We start from the raw sequence: 17850 nt of genomic DNA, 5'->3' as shown, positions 1-17850 counted from the left end.
CACCACGGGGCGCTTTCTGCGGTGGTGGCGTCCGCTGACCCGTTAGTCCCTGGTCGCGTTCGCGCCGTTCCTGGGGTTGCCCCTGCGCACGCCTTGCCGGTACGTCCACGCGATGTTCCTGCAGAGCGGTCGCACGAACCGGTTGTAAGCGGAGCACGTCCAGTCACGCAGGGTCGTGTAGAAGAGGACGTCTACATCGGTCTTACGGCTCCAGTCGAGGTAGTACGGGTAGTACCACCTCTTCAGGTTGTTGCCGATCAGTCCATAGCCGTAGTCGTGCATGTCGCAGGCCGAGCGGAAGTTGAATCCCGACGGGGCGTCCGGCGAGTTGGTGCAGTGGTCGTAGGCGATGCCGACGACCCAGCGCTTGGTGGGCAATTGCCTCCAGAGCGGCTTGTGCCAGCCGTAGTGCGCTGCCCAGGCCGCGCACGCGCGGCTGTAGTACAGCCAGTGCACGGCTGCCCAGCAGGAGGCCGGGTAGGACATCGGGCCCGCGACATCGCCGCTAGGGGTCCCGCCCGGAGCGGTGGGGTCGAGGGCCGGCGGCGGGCTGTCGGAGGCGTCCGGCCACCTGGTGGTGGAGGTGGCGGTAGCGGCGGGCAGCGCGGACTCGCCGGTGTAGACCAGCGACCAGGCGCCCGACTGGCGCGAGTCGATGGTGCTCAGCCGCCCGGTCGTGTCGTAGACGTACGTCGCCGGCGGGATGCCGCTCTCGCGCGGATCGGCCATGCTGCGCAGCAGGCCGGAGGCGTCGTACGTGTAGCCGGCCACGGTCTCCGGTGCCGCCGAGCCGGACGTCTGGGTGATCTGCTTGAGGCGGCCCGCGTAGTCGCCGAAGGCCGTGCCGGTGGCCGTGGTGGACGTCGCGTAGGTGAAGGCCAGGACGCTCTGAGGCTCCTCGCCGGCGGCGGGCTCGGTGACGGTGGCGACCCGGCCCTGTGCGTCGTACTTCACGGTCGAGGTCCCGAAGGCCTTCGTGCCGACGTCCGTCACCCGCCAGGTGTCGCCCTGGGAGACGCCTGTCTGCTGCCAGGTGTAGACCTGGTCGAGGTCCGCCGAGCTGATCGGGTTGCCGATGTCGTCGGTGAATCTGTCGTCGCCCGCCTCCGTCGTGCCGAGGCCGGTGGCGATGGTCTCGCTGATGGTGCTGCGCATCGCGCCGGCCGTCGCGTCCCACCGGGTGGTCTCGGTGAGTTTGGCGCCGCCTTCGGCCTCGTAGCGCCGTACCCCGCCGCCGTCGGGGAAGGAGACGCTGCTCTTGAGCGCGTATCGGGCCTTCTCCCCCGAGTCGAGCTCGGTGACCTGGACGGCGTCGCTGAGGACTTCGAGTTTCCTGCCGGTCATGCCGCCGAGGAACTCGGCCTGCCAGCCCGGCCCGAACACCGACAGGTCGGCGCGGGAGGCCGGCACCGCCTTCGGCTGGGCCAGGCTGCCGTCGATGGCGGCCACGCCGTGCTTGCGGCCGATCGCCCCCACCGAGGCGTCGATCTCGTTGAGCTCGAAGGTCTTGGTGTCGCCGAAGTACTGGCCGGGGCCGACGGGCTGGTCGCTGTCCGACGCCGTGGCGGCGACGGCCGCCTGCCCGGGAAGGACGGTCAGCAGGGGCAGGATCACCGCGGTGACCGCCGTGACGATGGCTAATCGCCTCATGAAGCTCTCCTTACGTCGTTGGGTAAAGACGCTCGCGGTCCCGCTGGACGAGTGCCGGGGGTCGACGATCACTCTTCGTGGAGCGCGGGGCTCCCCTGCGAGGAGGGGACTTCGAGGAAAGGAATGGTGCTCGAAATCTATGGAGAGATCGGCGGCCCGTCTTCAATCCCTGGTTTGAACCAGCGGTCCACCATCCGCGGTAGCCGCTTCTACTCCGTTCGCTGACACCGGGGGTGTGGCCTACCACGGAAGTCGCAGACGCGCCTCTTTGCCATACCGGCAACAGAATTTGCGGCTGCGGTCCATGGGGTCGCATAGTTCGTCGCGGAGGTGGTCAAGGTGACCGATGAGCTGAAGGACGGCTATGACGTGGTGGTGGTCGGCGGTGGCGCCGCGGGGTTGAGCGGGGCGCTGATGCTGGCTCGGGCGCGGCGGTCGGTGGCGGTGATCGACGCGGGAGCCCCGCGCAACGCACCGGCGCAGGGCGTACACGGGCTGCTGGCCCGGGAGGGGATCCGGCCGGCCGAGTTGCTGGAGCGCGGCCGGGCCGAGGTTCGCGGCTACGGCGGTCACGTGGTGGCCGGGGAGGTCGCCACGGCGGTGCGGGACGCCAAGGGGTTCACGGTGACGCTGGCCGACGGCAGGTCCGTCCGGGCGCGTCGGCTCCTGGTGGCCGCCGGGCTGGTCGACGAACTGCCGGACGTGCCGGGGCTGCGGGCTCGGTGGGGCCGGGATGTGATTCATTGCCCGTACTGCCACGGCTGGGAGGTTCGTGACCGGGCCATCGGCGTACTGGCCAGTGGGCCGATGGCGGTGCACCAGGCGCTGCTGCTGCGTCAGTGGAGCGCCGATGTCACGCTCTTCTCCCACACCATGCCGCCGCCGGACGAGGAGGAGGCGGAGCGGCTGGCCGCTCGCGGCATCACCGTGGTGCGCGGCGAGGTGGCGTCCCTGGAGATCGTCGAGGACCGTATCGTGGGAGTACGGCTGGGCGACGGCACGCTGGTCCGCCGCGAGGTGATGGCGGTCGCCACACGGATGGTGGCGCGCGCGGGGTTCCTGGCGGCGCTCGGGCTGCGGCCGGTCGAGCATCCCACGGGAGCCGGCGAGTACATCCCCGCTGACGCGACCGGCCGTACAGACGTGCCCGGGATCTGGGTCGCGGGCAATGTCAGCGATCTGGTCGCGCAGGTGGGCACCGCCGCGGCGGCGGGCGCCACCGCGGCGGCCCAGATCAACGCCGACCTGATCGACGAGGAGACCCGAGAGGCGGTGGCCGCCTACCGGGACCCGTTCTCGGCCGAGGCCGAAGCGCGTCTGTGCGAACTGGCGATGGGCGAAAGCCGCCACGGCCTGTGAACTATCGTGGCTGGCCGCCGTCCTCGTGGGACATATCATGACATTTCGTGATCCGTACCTGGCGTGGCCGAGTCGCGCGTACGTTGCGCGGTGAGCTCGCGTACATTCGCGGCAGCTGGCGCGGGCTGGCCACCAAGGGCTCCCACTAACGGCTGCAGGCCCGCCAGATCGGCAAAGCCACCCTGGCCGCCGTGCTGGCCTGGTTTCTGGCCAGCCGGCTGCTGCCGCACGAGAGCATCTGGATCGCCCCCGCCACGGCCGTGATCATGGTGCACGCCACGGTGTACCAGACCCTGACCAACGGGTTACGCCGGGTCGCCGCCGTGGCCGCCGGGGTCATCCTGGCCGGCAGCATCGGCTCCCTGATCGGTCTGACCGCGCTCAGCCTCGTCCTGGTCATCCACCCGCGCTGCTGGCCGCGCGCTGGCGCCGGATGGGCAGGTACGGCTCCGACGTGGCCGCCACCGCCGTCCTCATGCTCTCCTTCGGAGCCGCCTCTCAGGAGCGCTACCTGCTGGCCTACATCATCGCCACCGCCATGGGCGCGGTGAGCGGGGCCGCCATCAACACCTTGCTGTGGCCGCCGCTGTATCACCGCCGCCCCGACGCGGCCTTCCGGCGCCTGGCCGAACAGGGTGCCGCGCTGCTCGGCGACGTGGCCGACGGGCTGCGCCAAGGCTGGGACCTGTCCGGCCTGGCCGAGTGGCAGGCCCAGGCCACGCGGTTGACGGAGCGCCTGGACGCCGCCGAGGCCGCCGTGGCGGCCGGCGCCGAGAGCCGTCGCTACAACCTGCGCCGCCTCACCGCGCCACCCGGCCGCGACCACACACCGCAGGGCTGGGCCGTGAGCGGCAGCCTGCTCACCGACGCCCACCGCATCATGATCCTCTTGGCCGACGGACACGACCCGACCATGGTCGCGCCTGCCCAGGGCCCTCACTGAGAACCGCGACCGCGAGGTCAGTGGCGTTCCTGACGCGGCAGCACCACCTCGGCCGTGATCAGCTGGAGGGCGGCGGCCGCCGGGATGGCCAGCAGCGCGCCCACCACGCCGAGCAGCGCACCGCCGATCAGCGCGGCGACGATGGTGGTCGCGGGGGGCACGTCGACGGAGGACTTCATCACTCTCGGCGCGATGAGGTAGTTCTCGATCTGCTGGTAGACGATGAAGAACACCAGGGTGGCGATGGCCACCGGAAACGACACGAACAGTGACACCAAGATGGCGATGGTCGCCCCGATCCCGGCGCCGATCAGCGGTATCAGGTCGGTGATCGCCACGATGATGGCCAACGGCAGCGCGTAGGGCACGCCGGCGATCGACAGGAACATGAACGTGGTCACCCCGGCGATCAGGGAGATGAGCAGGTTCCCGGCCACGTACCCGCCGACGCTTTTGAAGATCTGATCGCCCAGCATCTGTACGCGCGGCCGCCGGCTCTTGGGGACCAGCCGGTAGCCGACCCGGGTGATGGAGGGCAGTGCGGCCAGGAAGTACAGCGTCAAGATCAGTCCCGTGATGGCGGAGAAGACCGCGCTGACCACGACGCTGGCCGCGCCGAGCAGCCCGCCGAACAACTGCTGTCCGACCTGCCCGCCGGTGAGGTAGGCCTGTGCCTGTTCCAGCAGGCCGAAGCGCTGATCGAGCTCGCGCACCTGCGCGTTGTTCTGCAACTGGCTGATGTAGGTGGGTAACTGCTCGACGAACTGGCCGCTCTGCTGGGACACGGCGGGCACGACCGCGATGACGAAGACCGCGAAGAACGCGATCACCGCGACGAACACCAGGGTGATCGCCAGCCAGCGCGGCAGGTGCCGCTCTTCCAGCCATTCCACCATGGGGTTGAGCCCCACGGCGAGGAACAGCGACATCACGATCAAGATCAGTATCGAGACGGCGGCGGTCAACGCCTGGACCAGCAGCCAGGCGGCCAGTACGCCGAGCGCGGCGGTGAAGCCGAAGAGGAAGGGGTTGCTGCCGAAGGGACGGCCGGGGCGGCCGAACGGTAACGGCGAGGGTTCCTCTCGAACGGCCCTGGCATCGCCCGGGGCCTGCGCGGTGGGGTGATCAGAGGGTTCCGGCACGGGTGCTCCTCTGCCCGGAGGTATCGCTTCATACCGTGCCGGGGGTCACAGCTTGCCGACGCGCGGCCATGCATCGGACAATGCCGATCACCAGCGCCGATCACCAGCGCCGATCAGCGGGACCGATCAGCGGGGGCTCAGGGAGGCGGTTCGTGGATGTTCGCCCCGGTCCATCCCCTCGAACAGCGCCGCGGCCCGCCCGGCCGTCTCCGAAGCCCAGCGCCCGGTGCTGAGCAGCCCCAGGGCCAGGACGCCGACGCCGAGCCCGAGCACCAGCCACCACACGCCGTGCTCCGCGCCGGTGAACGCCGTGCCGCCATGAGCCACGGATGAGCCGACGATCGTGCCGGAGATCGCGACGCCCAGGCTGGTGCCGGTCTGCCGGCCGGTGGAGGCCAACGAGGCGGCCACCCCGGTCATCGAGCGGGGCATGCCGGACACCGCCGTGTTGGTGATCGGCGGATTGACGGTGCCCAGGAACACGCCGAACAGCAGATAGATCGCGAGTACGGCCGGCAGCGGGGTGGCCGGTACAAGCCAGAGCGACGCCCCGCCGCCCAGCGCCAGCGCGGCCCCGGCGACCACCAGCGGCAGGCGCGGACCGCGCGCTCCGACCACCCGCCCGGTGAGCGGGGACAGCACCACGACCAGCCCACCGACCGGAAGCAGGCACAGCCCGGCCGTCAGCGCCGACATGCCGCGTACGTCCTGCAGATACTGGGTGGTCACAAACAGGAACGCACCGAACCCGCACAAGGCGAACAACGCCAACAGAATCGCCGAGCTGAACGGCACACTGCGAAACAGGCGCAGCTCCAGCAGGGGGTCGGCACGGCGCGTTTCGTACCCGAGGATGCCCAGCACGCCGAGCGCGGCGACGGCGAGCAGGCCGAGGATGACCGGCGAGGTCCAGCCCGAGCTGCCGGACTCGATGATCGCGTAGACGACACTGCCCAGCACCAGGATCACCAGCGTCTGGCCCACCGGGTCGAAGCGGCGCGCACGGGCGGCGCGGGACTCGGGAACGAACAGCGCCGTGCACACGATCGCGGCGGCCACGATCGGCACATTGATCCAGAAGATGGAGCGCCAGCCGAAGCCGTCGACCAGCGCGCCGCCGAGGATCGGACCCAGCCCCAGCGACAGACCGGACATCGAGCCGAAAATGCCGATGGCCCTGGCCCGTTCGGCCGGGTCGGGGAACGTGGTGGCGGTGATCGCCATCGCCACCGGGTTGAGCATCGTGCCACCGACGGCCTGGAGCGTACGCGCGGCGATCAGCCAGCCGATGCTCGGCGCCAGGCCGCACATCAGCGAGCCGAGCCCGAAGACGGCGAGGCCGACCTGGAAGGTCCGCCGACGGCCGACCCGGTCGGCGGTGGACCCGGCCAGCAACAGGAAGGCGGCCAGCACCAGGGTGTACGCGTCGACCGACCATTGCAGGCCGGACACCGAGGTGCGCAGGTTGTGACGGATCGCGGGCAGCGCCACGTTGACGATGGAGATGTCCATCACCACGACGATGATGCTGGCGCAGCAGATGGCGAGCACCAGGTATTGACGGCGCCGGCTGAGGCCGGGCACGTCAGGCGGTATCGGCCCGCGTTCGCCGGCCGTCGCCTTCGGCCGCATTGAGTCACTCATGACCACGACGCTAGGATTTAGAGCATGCTCGAAGTCAAGCGGCAGCCGGAAGTCGAGCCGCAGCCGGTCGAGTCGCAGCCGGAACCCGAGCCTGCTCCCTCTATCCCCCCTGCCCGGTCTATCCCTGACGCCGGCCTGAGCATCGCCGAGGCCGCTCGCCTCACCGGGGTCAGCGCGCACACCCTGCGCTACTACGAACGCGCCGGCCTGGTCGTCACCGCCGTCGACCGCACCGCCGGTGGCCGGCGGCGCTATCGGAAGCTGGACCTCGACTGGATCACCATCTGCACCAGGTTGCGGGCCACCGGCATGCCCATCAAGGCCATCCGGCGCTACGCCGAACTCGTCTCCGCCGGACACGGCAACGAGGAGGAACGACTCGCCCTCATGGAGAGCCACCGCGCCGACGTGCTCGCCAAGATGGCCGAGCTGCAGGAGAACCTCCGGCTCATCGACCACAAGATCGACGTCTACCGGGGCCGGCTCGCCGCCGGCGACGCCGACCAGCTCTGGGCACCCAAAGCACCCAACCGCCAAGCGGCCGACCGACAAACGCCCGACCGCCAAGCAGGCGTCAACTGAGCGTGCTGGAGCGAACGTGCATGGCCGCTATGTCATCAGCGGTCGAACCAGCGGGCCGCTGAAGGCGTGAGCAGCATGATGACGAGCACCAGCGGTAGGAGCATGGCCGGGAGCAGCGTGGTCCAGCCGAAACCGCCGTCGATCGCGTTCTTGAGGAGGGAACCACCGACCGAGACCCCTTCGACGGCGATGGCACCCCAGCGCACGAGCTTACGTCGCGAAGTCCAGCGGGCGAGCAGCCAGCACATGAACGCAGTGATCACGACGCTGTAGAGCAGCAGCAGGAGAAACGGCCCGCTGAAGGCGAAAGCGACCGTGCCGATCATGATGGCGAGCCCCAAGAGGCTGAAGGCCACATCGAGGGTCAGGACGAACATGGCGACTCGCATGGCGGTCGGCATACGCTCGACCGGGATCGCGTCCGTCACATGATCAGCGTAACCGCTTCGATGCCGGGGCGCGATCACTCCCAGGTCACGGAGTCCGGGTCCTCGTCATGGGCCCAGTCTCTCTCACTTTGGGACTCGCTCTGAGATCCCGGGCGCCTGCGGCGGCGATCTCCTCAGACGCCACCGGTCGCCCGGCGGCGGCTCCGCGGAGAGCGGATCACCGCTGGGAGGGGGTCAGGACGAGGCGTTGGCCGGGGGCGGTCGGGGTGTTCCATGCCTGCTCGACCTGGTCCAGCGGCATGGGCAGGGGGTCCACGGCCAAGGCGCCGGAGGCGATCTCCGCGGCGAGGGACGGCAGTTCGGCGATGATGCCGGCGGTGGTCAGGGAGCCCTGGCCGCTGCCCATGATGTTCAGGTTCGCCGCGCGCAGCAGGTACGAGGGCAGGGTGATGTCCTGGCCGGCCATGGAGCCGATCTGGACCCAGGCCAGGGCCTTGGACCGGTCGGAGCGGGCGGTCAGCAGGGCGGGCATGGCCTGCTCGGTGGGCCGGCCCCACAGGTAGTCGATGACGACGTCGACGTCCGCGGCCGCCCGCGCGAGCCGCTCGGCGACATCGTCGGAGCCGGAGCCGGAGCCGGAGCCGGAGCCGGAGCCGGAGCCGGAGCGGGAGTCGGAGTCGGAGTCGGAGTCGGAGTCGTCGAGCCTGACCACCTCGTCGGCCCCGAGGCTCTTCAGCAGGTCGAGACGTCGCGGGTCGCGGCCCGCGCCGATCACGCGGGCGGCGCCGAGGTGTTTGGCGATCTGGACGGCGAGTTGCCCGGCGTTGCCGGTGGCGCCCATGACCAGGACGGAGCCGCCGGGCGGTAAGGACACGCGGCGGCGTAGCGCTACCCAGGAGGACATGCCGGGGTTCATGGCCGCGGCCACGGCGGCCGGGTCGGTGCCGGTCGGCAGGGTGATGGCACGGCGGCGGTCGACGACGGCGTGTTCGGCCATGGTGCCCAGCGCGGCGTCGGGGGCGGCGAAGTAGAGCAGTTCGCCCTGCGGCGTACGGCCGACGGCGTCGATGCCGGGCACCAGGGGCAGGGTGCCGTCGGAGGTGTAGTGGCTGCCGTTCGCCGCCGAGCGCACCCGTGGGTGCAGCCCGGCGGCCAGCACGTCGACCAGGACCTCGTGCTCCCCTGAGGGGATGGGGGTCGGGAAGGTGTCGAAGCGGGGCGGGGCGTCGAAGGCGCGGACGACTGCGGCGCGCATGGGGGTTCTCCTGTCATAGTTGGTTTGCGGCGCGTACTACTTTTGAAAGTAGTTTGTGCCACGTACTAGGTCAAGTAGGCTGACCCCATGACGACCGATTCCACCCCGGCCGACGGGCCCCTGAACGCGGTGGACGCCCTGGTGCAGCTGTCGTTCCTGATCCAGCGGGTCCTGTCCGAGGCCGGCGCGGAGCACGACCTGTCGATCATCCAGATCAGGCTGCTGGGCATCCTGCGCGACCGGCAGTGCGGCATGCTCGAACTCGGTGGCTACCTCGGCCTGGACAAGTCCTCCATGACCGGCCTGGTCAGCCGCGCCGAGAAGCGCGGACTGGTCCAGCGCTCGCCTTCCCCCCATGACGGCCGCGCCGTGCTGGTCCGCCTCACCCCCGAGGGCAAGCGGTTCGCCGAGGAGTGCGCCGCCGAGATCGGCCACCGCGTCATCGGGCTCATCGGCCACCTCTCCGCCGCTCAGCGCGCCCAGCTCACCCAGCTCGCCACTGCCGTCGTGGGGATCCGGCCCGCATCGGGCTGAGCGGATGTCGTTATCCCCGTCGTATATACCCTCGGGGTATAGTGGCGACCCATGAGCGTCCCCCTTGCCCTGCTCGGTCTGCTGGAACGGGAGCCGAGCCATGGATACGACCTGAAACGCGACTACGACACCTTCTTCGGCCGCGGCAAGCCCCTGCCCTTCGGCCAGGTCTATTCCACGCTCGGCCGGCTGGTCAGAGACGGCAAGATCACCGCTGGGCCGAGCGAGCCGGGCGACGGGCCCGACCGTAAGCGCTACGCCATCACCCCGGTGGGCGCGGGCGAGGTCGAGGAGTGGCTGGCCGAGCCGGTGGCGGCCGAGCCGTACCTGCAGACCGTGCTGTTCACCAAGGTCGTGCTGGCCCTGATGCTGGGCCGCGACGCGGCCGGTTACCTGGACGCCCAGCGGGCGACGCATCTGCGGCGCATGCGCGAGCTGACCGAGATCAAGCGCGCCGGCAACCTGGTCGACGCGCTGCTGGCCGATCACGGGCTGTTCCGCCTCGAGGCCGATCTGCGGTGGATCGACGTCACCCAGGCCCGGCTGGACGCGCTGACGGTGGCGGTGCGCGAGCGATGATCGTCAACCCGGTGCTGCGGGCCGAGGGGATCAGCCGCGCCTTCGGCAACACGCCCGCGCTGCGCGAGGCCAGCCTGTCGGTGAGCGCGGGCGAGGTCCTGGCCGTCATGGGGCCCAGCGGTTCCGGCAAGTCGACGCTGCTGCACTGCCTGGCCGGGATCTTCACCCCGGACAGCGGCGAGGTGTGGTTCGACGGGCGGCGCCTGGACACGCTGAACGACGGCCGCCGCAGCGAGTTACGGCGCACCGCCTTCGGCTTCGTCTTCCAGTTCGGCCAGCTCGTGCCGGAGCTGACCGTGGCCGACAACGTGGCGCTGCCGCTGCTGCTCGGCCGTACCCGCCGCCGTCGCGCCTACGCGCGGGCCGCCTCCTGGCTGGAACGGCTGGAGTTGGCCGAGCTGGGCGGCCGGCGTACGGGGGAGCTGTCCGGCGGGCAGACGCAGCGGGTGGCCATCGCCAGAGCGTTGGTGACCGGGCCGCGGGTCGTCTTCGCCGACGAGCCGACCGGCGCGCTCGACTCGCTCACCGGCGAGCACGTGATGGAGCTGCTGGTGAGCCTGGCCCGCCAGGAGGGGACCACCGTGATCGTGGTGACCCACGACGCCCGGGTGGCCGCCTGCGCCGACCGGGAGGTCGTCGTCCGCGACGGCCGGGTCACCGACCCGTACGCCAGCGGGATCGTCCGATGATCCGGCTGGGCCTGCGGCTGTCGCTGAGCAGCGGCAGGGAGGCGGCGGCCAGGCTGGCGCTGATCGTCGGCGGGGTGGCGGCCGGCGTCGCGGTGCTGCTGGGCACACTGTCGCTCTTCAACGCCTTCCAGGCCACCAACGACCGCCCGTGCTGGGAATGCACGCGCGGCACGGCGCCCAACGGCTGGGCCCTGGACGCCACCGCCGACGGCGCGCTGTGGAACCTGCACGAGGACTACTACGCCGGCCAGACGATCACGAGGCTGGACGCCGCCGCGCTCGGCGCCCGGGCGCCGGTCATCCCCGGCCTGTCCCGCATGCCCGCTCCCGGCCAGTACTACGCCTCGCCCGCGCTGGCCAGGCTGCTGGACTCGGCGCCGCGCGAGCGACTCGCCGATCGCTTCCCCGGCACCCGTGCCGGGCTGATCGGCCAGGCCGGGCTGTCCGGGCCCGACGAACTGGCCATCGTGGTGGGGCGAACATCGGGGCAGGTCGCCGCCATGCCCGGCGCCGCGCAGGTCGACACGGTGGCCACCGAGCCCGCGGCCGACGGCTACGCCGACATCTACCGGTTCGGCTTCGGCGTGGGCGCCATCGCGCTGGTCGTCCCGCTGCTGGCGCTCGTGGGCACCGCCACCCGGCTGGCGGCCGCCCGCCGTGAGACCCGCCTGGCGGCGATCCGGCTGGTGGGCGCCACCTCACGGCAGATCAACGTGCTGGCCGCGGTGGACGCCGCATTGGGCGCGCTGCTCGGCGCGCTGGCCGGCCTGGCGCTTTTCCAGGTGGTACGGCCCGCGCTGGCCAGGGTGCGGATCACCGGTGTCCGCTTCTTTCCCGAGCTGATCGCCCCACATCCTTGGCAGTACGCGGCCGTGCTCGCCTGCGTGCCGGTCGCCGCGGCGGGCGCCGCCCTGTGGTCGCTGCGCCGGGTGCGGATCTCACCCCTCGGAGTGGCCAGGAAGGGCGCGGCGGCTCCGCCGAGGGCGTGGCGGGTGATTCCACTGCTGGCCGGGCTGGGGCTGTTCGCGGGCCCGGTGTTCCGCGGCGACAACGACCTCGACACCGTGCCGGCTGTGGCGGGGCTCGCCCTGATCATGGTCGGGCTGATCCTGGCCGGTCCCTGGCTGACGATGCGGGCCGCTCGCCTGGCCGCCCGGCGGACCCGGAGCGCGGCGACGCTGCTGGCCGCCCAGCGGATGGCCGCCGACCCCAAGGCCGCCTTCCGCGCGGTGAGCGGGCTCACGCTGGCGGTGTTCGTCGGTACGGCGCTCGCCGGCATCGTCCCCGCGGTGCTGTCCGGCCAGCGGGCCGTGGCCGGGGGAGCGCTGAACCACGTACTGCGCGCCCAGTTCGACCGACCCGGCACCGCGGGTCTGTCCCAGCCGGCGCAGAAGGACGTGCTCGCCCGGCTGCGCGGCTTCCCGGGCGTGGACGTACTGCCGATCTACGCCTTGGCGGAGCCGGCGGCCGCCCCTATGCCCACAGATGGCCCGCCGCCCCCGCGAACCGCCGTCGAATGCGCGAGCCTGGCCCGCTTCCCCGTGCTCGGACGGTGCCCGGCGAACGCGCACGCCGTGGCGGGCGTCTTCAACCGCGTGGCCGGCGCCGACAACCCGCTCACCATCGACAAGATCCTGCCCGTCGCGGGAGCCGGTAGCCGATCCGTCCCCACCACCACCGGCCTTGCCATGGAGGCGATCCTGATCTCCACGGCCGACCCGGCGGCGGTGGAGCGGCTCCGCACGCTGCTGGCCGAGCACACCGTCGAAGCCCCGATGACCTTCGCCGAGGTCGCCCAGGTCAGAGCCGCCCTGTACACCCAGGGCCAGAACATCGCGCTGGCCGTCGTCGCCCTGACCCTCATCGTCGGGGGCTGCAGCCTCGTGGTGGCGGTCGGCGGCGGGCTGGTCGAACGCCGGCAGCCGTTCACCCTGCTGCGGCTGGCCGGCACCCCCACCCGCACCCTGGCCGGGGTGGTGCTGCTGGAGTCCGCGCTGCCGCTCGTCTTGGCCGCCGTGCTCGCCGCGGGCGCCGGTTTCGGCGTGGCCGAGCCGCTCATCGACCAGCTCGCGATGAAGAAGACCGCCCTGGCGCTGCCCGGCCCCGTCTACTTCGCGACCGTCGGCGGCGGCCTGACCGCCTCCCTGCTGGTGATTCTGGCCGGCCTGCCGCTGCTCAGGCGCCTGACCGCGCCCGACAACGCCCGTTTCGAATAGGAGCCACATGAAGCTCATACCGCGACCGGCCGTGCTGGTCGCGCTGGTCGCGCTCGCCTCCGCTGTGGTGGTGAACGCGACCGCGCCGTCCGCCGCTGCCGCCGACGAACGCTACTCCGCCACGATCCGGCGCACCGAGTACGGCATCCCGCACATCTCCGCCAAAGATTACGGCGGCCTCGGGTTCGGGTACGGCTACGCCTTCGCGCAGGACAACCTGTGCGTGCTGGCCTCGTGGGTGGTGACCATGCGGGGCGAGCGGTCCCGCTACTTCGGCGCCACGGCCATGTCCGACGACCCGGTCCGCCCGGTCACCAACCTGTCCAGCGACGTTTACTACAAGAGCGTCACGGACTCCGGCGTCGTGGGGCGCCTGCTGGCCCGGCCCGCGCCGGTGGGGCCGGGCGCCGAGGTGCGCCGCCTGGTCGACGGCTACGTCGCGGGATACAACCGCTACCTGGCCGACACCAGGGCGGCGAACCTGCCCGATCCCACCTGCCGGGGCAAGGCCTGGGTCGGCCCCATCACCGCCACGGACATCTGGAACAACCTGCTCGACCTCAACCGCATGGTGGGCAGCGCCGGGCTCAAGGACGCCATCACCGGGGTGCGCGGGCCCGAGGCCGACGGCCCGGACCGGAGACCGCCCGCGGGCAGCAACGGCTGGGCGCTGGGCCGTCAGGCGACACGCGACGGCCACGGCATGCTGCTGGCCGACCCGCACTTCCCCTGGAACGGGATCCGCCGCTTCTACCAGGTGCAGCTCACCATCCCCGGCGTGCTCGACGTCTCCGGCGGCAGCCTGTACGGCACCCCGGTCGTCCAGATCGGCCACAACGCGAGCCTGGCCTGGACCCACACCGTCTCCCACGCCCAGCGCTTCACCGTCTACCAGCTGAGGCTCGCGGGCGATCGGAGCAGCTACCTGGTTGACGGTCACGCGGAGCCGGTCGGCCGCCAAGAGGTGGAGGTCACCCTGCAGGACGGCACCACCAGCGGCCACACGCTCTACACCTCGCGCTACGGCCCGGTGCTCGCCGTCGGCCAGACCGACAAGGTCGCGTACGCGCTGGCGGACGTCAACGGCGCCAACCTGCGCGCGGCCGACGAGTGGCTGGCGATGGGCAGGGCGAGGAACCTCACCGAGCTACGCGCGGCCCAGAACACCTACCAGGGCATGGCGTTCGTCCACACGCTGGCCACCGACGTCGGCGGGACCGCCTACTTCGCCGACGCCTCGGTGGTCCCCCACGTCACCGACGCCAAGGCGCGCCGCTGCGCCAAGCCTTCGCCCATCCCGGGCCTCGAGGCATACGTCCTGGACGGCTCGACCTCCGCGTGCCGGTGGGGCAAGGACGGCGACGCCGTGGTGCCCGGCATCTTCGGACCGGCCGAGCAGCCCAGGCTGACCCGCGCCGACTATGTGGCCAACTCCAACAACACCTTCTGGATGACGAACCCGTCGGCGCCGCTGACCGGCTATCCGCTCGCGTGGGGTAAGGCGCGTACCGAGCTGGAGCCGCGCCCCCGGGTCAGCCTGGACATGATCGCCCAGCGGCGATCCGGCGCCGACGGCCTCGGCGCGCCTGGCTTCACCCTGGAAACGCTGCAGGCCACCGCGTACGGCAAGCGCAACCACACCTTCGAGCTCATGCGCTCGGACCTGCTCCGGATGTGCCGGGCCAACCCCGAGCCGACCACCTCCGAAGGCGAGCGGGTGAACGTGCGCGAGGCCTGCCGGACCCTGGCCGACTGGGACGGGCGCGCCACTCTGGACGGCCAGGGTGCCATCCTGTGGCGGGAGTTCTTCACCCGGCTTGAGGGTCCCACCAAGCCGGGAGAGCCCAGGTACAGCCCCTGGCGGGTGCCGTTCGATCCCGCGCGTCCGCTGACCACCCCTCGGGGGCTCAAGGGCGACGATCCCACGGTGCGGCAGGCCCTGGCCGATGCCGTGTTCTTCTTCCAGACCAACCGCGTCCCCCTGACGCTGACTCCGGGCCAGGCGCAGCGCTACGCCTCGATCCCGCTGCCCGGCTGCACCGAGGGGGAGGGCTGCTTCGACAGGGTGCGCATGAGGGGTCTGCTCGGCGCCGACGGGCGTTACCCGGAGGTGGACACCGGCTCCAGCTTCATGATGGCCGTCGAGCTCACCCCTGACGGGCCGCGTACCCGTACCGTCCTGACCTACTCCCTGTCCGCCAACCCCGCCTCGCCCCACCACACCGACCAGACGGTCCTGTTCTCGCGCCGTCAGTGGGTCACCGAGCGCTTCACCGAAGCCGAGATCGCCGCCGCACCGCAGCTGAAAACCGCCACGGTGCGAGGGTGACGGCTCAGCTCAGCCGTCGAGGCGCACGGTGACGGTGACGCGGCCCGCTCCGTCGCGCCGGGCGACCGCGTGCCCGGTGCGCTCGGCGCCGTCCAGGTCCAGCGATATCGGGCCGCCCTCGTCCAGGAAGTTGCGCCACCACTTCTTGGCGTCCGGCATCTGCACGCCGATGGTGACGACGTCGTCCGCCCGCCGGTAGGCGACGGGTGTGCTGAAGACACGTCCTGAACGACGTCCTGTGTAGGTGACGATCGTAAGATGCTTCCGCACCAGCCTGCCCCAGCGAGGAGAGGAGCGCAGCGCGCTCGCGCAGGCGTTGACACGGGTGACCACTTGCTTCGGCAGGGGTCCTTTGTAGGGCACGAATCCTCCATCCCGGTAACTGGAGGGGCTTTTCCAGTTACCGGGATACCGTAGCACGGTAAGTGGAGCGCCCCCTCCACCTGAAGGGGGCCTACCGTCCGCGACGCAGCCCGCGCAGGAAGTTCCACAGCGCGGAACGGGGCGACCCTTGACCGGTGGCGGCCTCACCCGCCGGGGATGGCTGCGCGTCCACGGGAGCGGGGGCGGTCGCGGGGACGTGGGGGCCGGCGAGTTCGTACTGGACGGGCAGGGACCGCAGCGCCCGCATGAAGGGAGAGGGGCGCCAGGGCAACTGGTCGGCCGGTAGCGCCAGCTTCATCTTGGAGAACCTGTTGAAGAGCCGGCGTACGGCGATGGTGGTGATCTGGGTCGCGAGCCGCTGACCCAGGCAGCTGTGCGGCCCCGCGCCCCAGGCGAGATGAGCGCGGGTGCTGCGGATGGCCTGCCGATCGATCGCTCCGGCGAATCGCGGGTCGGCGTGCGCGCCCGCGACCGAGAGCATGACCGGATCCCCGGCGGCGATCGTGTAATTGCCCAGTTTCACGTCCGTCATCGGGAACCGGAAGGTCAGGTTGGCCATCGGCGGATTGAGCAGGGCGACCCGGTTGACCGTCTCGTCGATCGAACCCACCGACAGGCTCTCCCGGACATCCGGATTGGAGATGACCTCGACGACCACGTTGCAGACGAGGCTGGCGGTGAAGTCCAGCAGGCCGGGCAGCATGAGCAGTTCGCGGGCCAGCTCGTCCAGCGTGAAGTCCGGCTTCGCCTCGATCATGTAGGAGGGCAGGTCGTCCCCGGGGCTCTCGCGCTTGCTCGCCGCGAGCTCCGTCATGGCGGCGTACAGCCGCTCGAACGCCGCGGGCGCGTCCGGCCCGGCGTCGATCATCCGCCAGAGATCCATCACGACGTCCTCGCCACGTGAGGCGGCGAAGCCGAGCATGCGGTTGGCGACCATCAGGGGGAGTGGCCGCGCGTACTGCGCCGCCAGGTCCGCCCACCCCGTGGCACCGCCCTCCGCCAGCGTGTCGAGGAGGTCGTCGGCGTACCGCACGATCGAACGTTCCAACTGCTGCGCCTGGAGGTGGCCGGGGTTCTGGAACGGCGCGAGCGCGCTGGTCCACGCGCCCCGCAACTCGCGCTGCGTCGCGCCCTCCTGGAAGGCCGAGCTGTTGACCTGGAAGACGGGCAGCAGCGGCCAATCCGCCGGTAGCCGCCCCTCGATGTTGGCCTGCCACCTGTCGACGTGCTTGCTCCAGATGCCGCCCGTGTTCTGCAGGACACGCAACACTTCCTCATAGCCCAGGACGAACCAGACCGGCACCCCGAGGAGGTCGACCGGGGCGACCGGTCCGTACGTGGCGCGCAGGCGTTCGTGCACGAGGGCGGGATCGGCGTCGTATTCCCTGGTCAGCAGCGGTTCTATGGACGTCGATGGTGGTGTTTGCGCAGGCTGCTGGGGCCACGAGCCATGGGTCACGGGGACGAACTACCTCTCTGGTCGCTCCCGTCGCCACGTCGGTGCAGACGTAACAGCACGAGTGATGCGCTCTGGGAGCTTTCGGCCGATTCACATAAGAGGTCAGTAAGCATCACGTATCCCGCTGGTCATGGCAAGAGTCCAGCCCGATGGACGGCTCCGGGGGCACCAGCTCCTTACCTGCCCCTTTCCGGGGGCGCCGGCTCCTTACTGCCTTCTTGGATCGCACTCCAAAGTCCTAGAAGTCTAGATAAATGGAGTGATCGTGATCGAGTTCCATCTGGACGGAGCGCTATCGGTCTCGCGCCCCGAGGCTGGCCTGGTCGGCGGCGGTACGGCCCGCCGCCCAGCCCTCCCGGTCCCAGGACGTGCGACCGCCTGCTCCACCTCCTGTTCGCGGGCCGCCAGCACCGGCACCAGGTCGGTGCCCCGGCTGGCGCTCTCCTGCGACACCGTCTCCGCCTCCGCCTCGTACGTCGTCGACTCCGCCTTGGCAAGCAGCGCCCGCACCCGCGTGAGCGTCTTCTCGCTGACCGCGTGCGAGCGTGCCTGGACCGTACGGCGAGCGGCCCCGGGCGGTGGGCTCAACGACTCCAGCCGGGGCAGCCCGGTCAGCGACCCCAGCAGTTCCAGCACGCCGGAGACGGTCATCAGACGGCCGGCCCCGTCGCGCGCCTGCCGCGCCGCCAGGTAGCC

At 71.0% G+C, this 17850-nt stretch carries 17 protein-coding genes; 9 read left to right on the top strand and 8 right to left on the bottom strand.

Annotated features, from left to right (window positions below; translation table 11 throughout):
• Positions 1-42 precede the first annotated feature (42 nt).
• Positions 43-1650: a phospholipase A2 gene (locus AB0J16_RS45305; protein WP_358551771.1), complete on the bottom strand. Its 1608-nt coding sequence runs from the start codon at positions 1648-1650 to the stop codon at positions 43-45.
• 339 nt (positions 1651-1989) lie between these two features.
• Here AB0J16_RS45305 and AB0J16_RS45300 point away from each other — a divergent pair, with 339 nt between their 5' ends.
• The 3 genes from AB0J16_RS45300 to AB0J16_RS45290 all read left to right on the top strand — a co-directional run bounded on the left by AB0J16_RS45300 (position 1990) and on the right by AB0J16_RS45290 (position 3952).
• Positions 1990-3009 carry an NAD(P)/FAD-dependent oxidoreductase gene (locus tag AB0J16_RS45300; RefSeq protein WP_358551769.1) on the top strand — a complete coding sequence of 340 codons (1020 nt, stop codon included), beginning with the start codon at positions 1990-1992 and terminating at the stop codon, positions 3007-3009.
• 191 nt (positions 3010-3200) lie between these two features.
• A complete protein-coding gene (locus tag AB0J16_RS45295) occupies positions 3201-3560 on the top strand; it encodes a hypothetical protein (RefSeq protein ID WP_358551767.1) in 360 nt (119 codons plus the stop codon).
• Positions 3443-3952, top strand: a complete 510-nt coding sequence (locus AB0J16_RS45290; protein ID WP_358551972.1) for a hypothetical protein — start codon at positions 3443-3445, stop codon at positions 3950-3952. The genes AB0J16_RS45295 and AB0J16_RS45290 overlap by 118 nt, the downstream gene beginning before the upstream one ends.
• 17 nt (positions 3953-3969) lie before the next feature.
• On the opposite strand, the gene AB0J16_RS45285 is transcribed toward AB0J16_RS45290, so the two are convergent.
• Entirely contained in the window at positions 3970-5094 is a 1125-nt protein-coding gene (locus AB0J16_RS45285; protein WP_358551765.1) for an AI-2E family transporter, read from the bottom strand.
• Positions 5095-5220: 126 nt separating this feature from the next.
• Complete coding sequence (locus AB0J16_RS45280; RefSeq protein ID WP_358551763.1) at positions 5221-6738, bottom strand: MFS transporter; 1518 nt, start codon at positions 6736-6738, stop codon at positions 5221-5223.
• A 24-nt stretch (positions 6739-6762) separates the two neighbouring features.
• Here AB0J16_RS45280 and AB0J16_RS45275 point away from each other — a divergent pair, with 24 nt between their 5' ends.
• On the top strand, positions 6763-7320 hold the full coding sequence (locus AB0J16_RS45275; protein ID WP_358551761.1) for a MerR family transcriptional regulator: 558 nt from the start codon (positions 6763-6765) through the stop codon (positions 7318-7320).
• Positions 7321-7355: 35 nt separating this feature from the next.
• Here the strand turns inward: AB0J16_RS45275 and AB0J16_RS45270 are convergent, their stop codons facing one another.
• Positions 7356-7748 (bottom strand): hypothetical protein, encoded by a 393-nt coding sequence (locus tag AB0J16_RS45270; protein WP_358551759.1) that lies wholly within the window; start codon positions 7746-7748, stop codon positions 7356-7358.
• A gap of 178 nt (positions 7749-7926) precedes the next feature.
• Positions 7927-8964: a zinc-binding alcohol dehydrogenase family protein gene (locus AB0J16_RS45265; protein ID WP_358551757.1), complete on the bottom strand. Its 1038-nt coding sequence runs from the start codon at positions 8962-8964 to the stop codon at positions 7927-7929.
• Between the two features lie 87 nt (positions 8965-9051).
• Here AB0J16_RS45265 and AB0J16_RS45260 point away from each other — a divergent pair, with 87 nt between their 5' ends.
• Genes AB0J16_RS45260 through AB0J16_RS45240 form a run of 5 tightly spaced genes read left to right on the top strand, consistent with a single transcriptional unit; the run spans position 9052 to position 15311 of the window.
• Positions 9052-9498 (top strand): MarR family transcriptional regulator, encoded by a 447-nt coding sequence (locus AB0J16_RS45260; protein WP_358551755.1) that lies wholly within the window; start codon positions 9052-9054, stop codon positions 9496-9498.
• 51 nt (positions 9499-9549) lie between these two features.
• Positions 9550-10077 carry a PadR family transcriptional regulator gene (locus AB0J16_RS45255; RefSeq protein WP_358551753.1) on the top strand — a complete coding sequence of 176 codons (528 nt, stop codon included), beginning with the start codon at positions 9550-9552 and terminating at the stop codon, positions 10075-10077.
• Positions 10074-10766: an ABC transporter ATP-binding protein gene (locus tag AB0J16_RS45250; RefSeq protein ID WP_358551751.1), complete on the top strand. Its 693-nt coding sequence runs from the start codon at positions 10074-10076 to the stop codon at positions 10764-10766. Before AB0J16_RS45255 ends, AB0J16_RS45250 begins: the two co-directional genes overlap by 4 nt.
• The gene (locus tag AB0J16_RS45245; protein ID WP_358551749.1) at positions 10763-12982 is read left to right on the top strand and encodes an FtsX-like permease family protein; all 2220 of its coding nucleotides are present in this window, start codon (positions 10763-10765) and stop codon (positions 12980-12982) included. Before AB0J16_RS45250 ends, AB0J16_RS45245 begins: the two co-directional genes overlap by 4 nt.
• 7 nt (positions 12983-12989) lie before the next feature.
• On the top strand, positions 12990-15311 hold the full coding sequence (locus AB0J16_RS45240) for a penicillin acylase family protein (RefSeq protein ID WP_358551747.1): 2322 nt from the start codon (positions 12990-12992) through the stop codon (positions 15309-15311).
• Between the two features lie 9 nt (positions 15312-15320).
• Here AB0J16_RS45240 and AB0J16_RS45235 read toward each other — a convergent pair whose 3' ends face one another.
• The 3 genes from AB0J16_RS45235 to AB0J16_RS45225 all read right to left on the bottom strand — a co-directional run.
• On the bottom strand, positions 15321-15674 hold the full coding sequence (locus AB0J16_RS45235; RefSeq protein ID WP_358551745.1) for a hypothetical protein: 354 nt from the start codon (positions 15672-15674) through the stop codon (positions 15321-15323).
• A 91-nt stretch (positions 15675-15765) separates the two neighbouring features.
• Entirely contained in the window at positions 15766-17154 is a 1389-nt protein-coding gene (locus AB0J16_RS45230; RefSeq protein WP_358551743.1) for a cytochrome P450, read from the bottom strand.
• Between the two features lie 246 nt (positions 17155-17400).
• Positions 17401-17850 (bottom strand): DUF2786 domain-containing protein (locus AB0J16_RS45225; protein WP_358551741.1); only part of this gene is annotated, 450 nt, incomplete at its 5' end.

The sequence above is a fragment of the Nonomuraea sp. NPDC049750 genome (genome assembly GCF_040659625.1).
GTDB lineage: Bacteria > Actinomycetota > Actinomycetes > Streptosporangiales > Streptosporangiaceae > Nonomuraea.
Note: the sequence above shows the minus strand (reverse complement) of the source record. Positions and strands in the feature narration are given on the sequence as shown.

Excerpts from the sequence above, each read along its gene's own strand:
- AB0J16_RS45290 (WP_358551972.1), top strand. The coding sequence starts at position 3,443 with ATGGGCAGGTACGGCTCCGACGTGGCCGCCACCGCCGTCCTCATGCTC.
- AB0J16_RS45265 (WP_358551757.1), bottom strand. The coding sequence starts at position 8,964 with ATGCGCGCCGCAGTCGTCCGCGCCTTCGACGCCCCGCCCCGCTTCGAC.
- AB0J16_RS45305 (WP_358551771.1), bottom strand. The coding sequence starts at position 1,650 with ATGAGGCGATTAGCCATCGTCACGGCGGTCACCGCGGTGATCCTGCCC.
- AB0J16_RS45255 (WP_358551753.1), top strand. The coding sequence starts at position 9,550 with ATGAGCGTCCCCCTTGCCCTGCTCGGTCTGCTGGAACGGGAGCCGAGC.
- AB0J16_RS45240 (WP_358551747.1), top strand. The coding sequence starts at position 12,990 with ATGAAGCTCATACCGCGACCGGCCGTGCTGGTCGCGCTGGTCGCGCTC.
- AB0J16_RS45245 (WP_358551749.1), top strand. The coding sequence starts at position 10,763 with ATGATCCGGCTGGGCCTGCGGCTGTCGCTGAGCAGCGGCAGGGAGGCG.
- AB0J16_RS45260 (WP_358551755.1), top strand. The coding sequence starts at position 9,052 with ATGACGACCGATTCCACCCCGGCCGACGGGCCCCTGAACGCGGTGGAC.
- AB0J16_RS45250 (WP_358551751.1), top strand. The coding sequence starts at position 10,074 with ATGATCGTCAACCCGGTGCTGCGGGCCGAGGGGATCAGCCGCGCCTTC.
- AB0J16_RS45280 (WP_358551763.1), bottom strand. The coding sequence starts at position 6,738 with ATGAGTGACTCAATGCGGCCGAAGGCGACGGCCGGCGAACGCGGGCCG.
- AB0J16_RS45275 (WP_358551761.1), top strand. The coding sequence starts at position 6,763 with ATGCTCGAAGTCAAGCGGCAGCCGGAAGTCGAGCCGCAGCCGGTCGAG.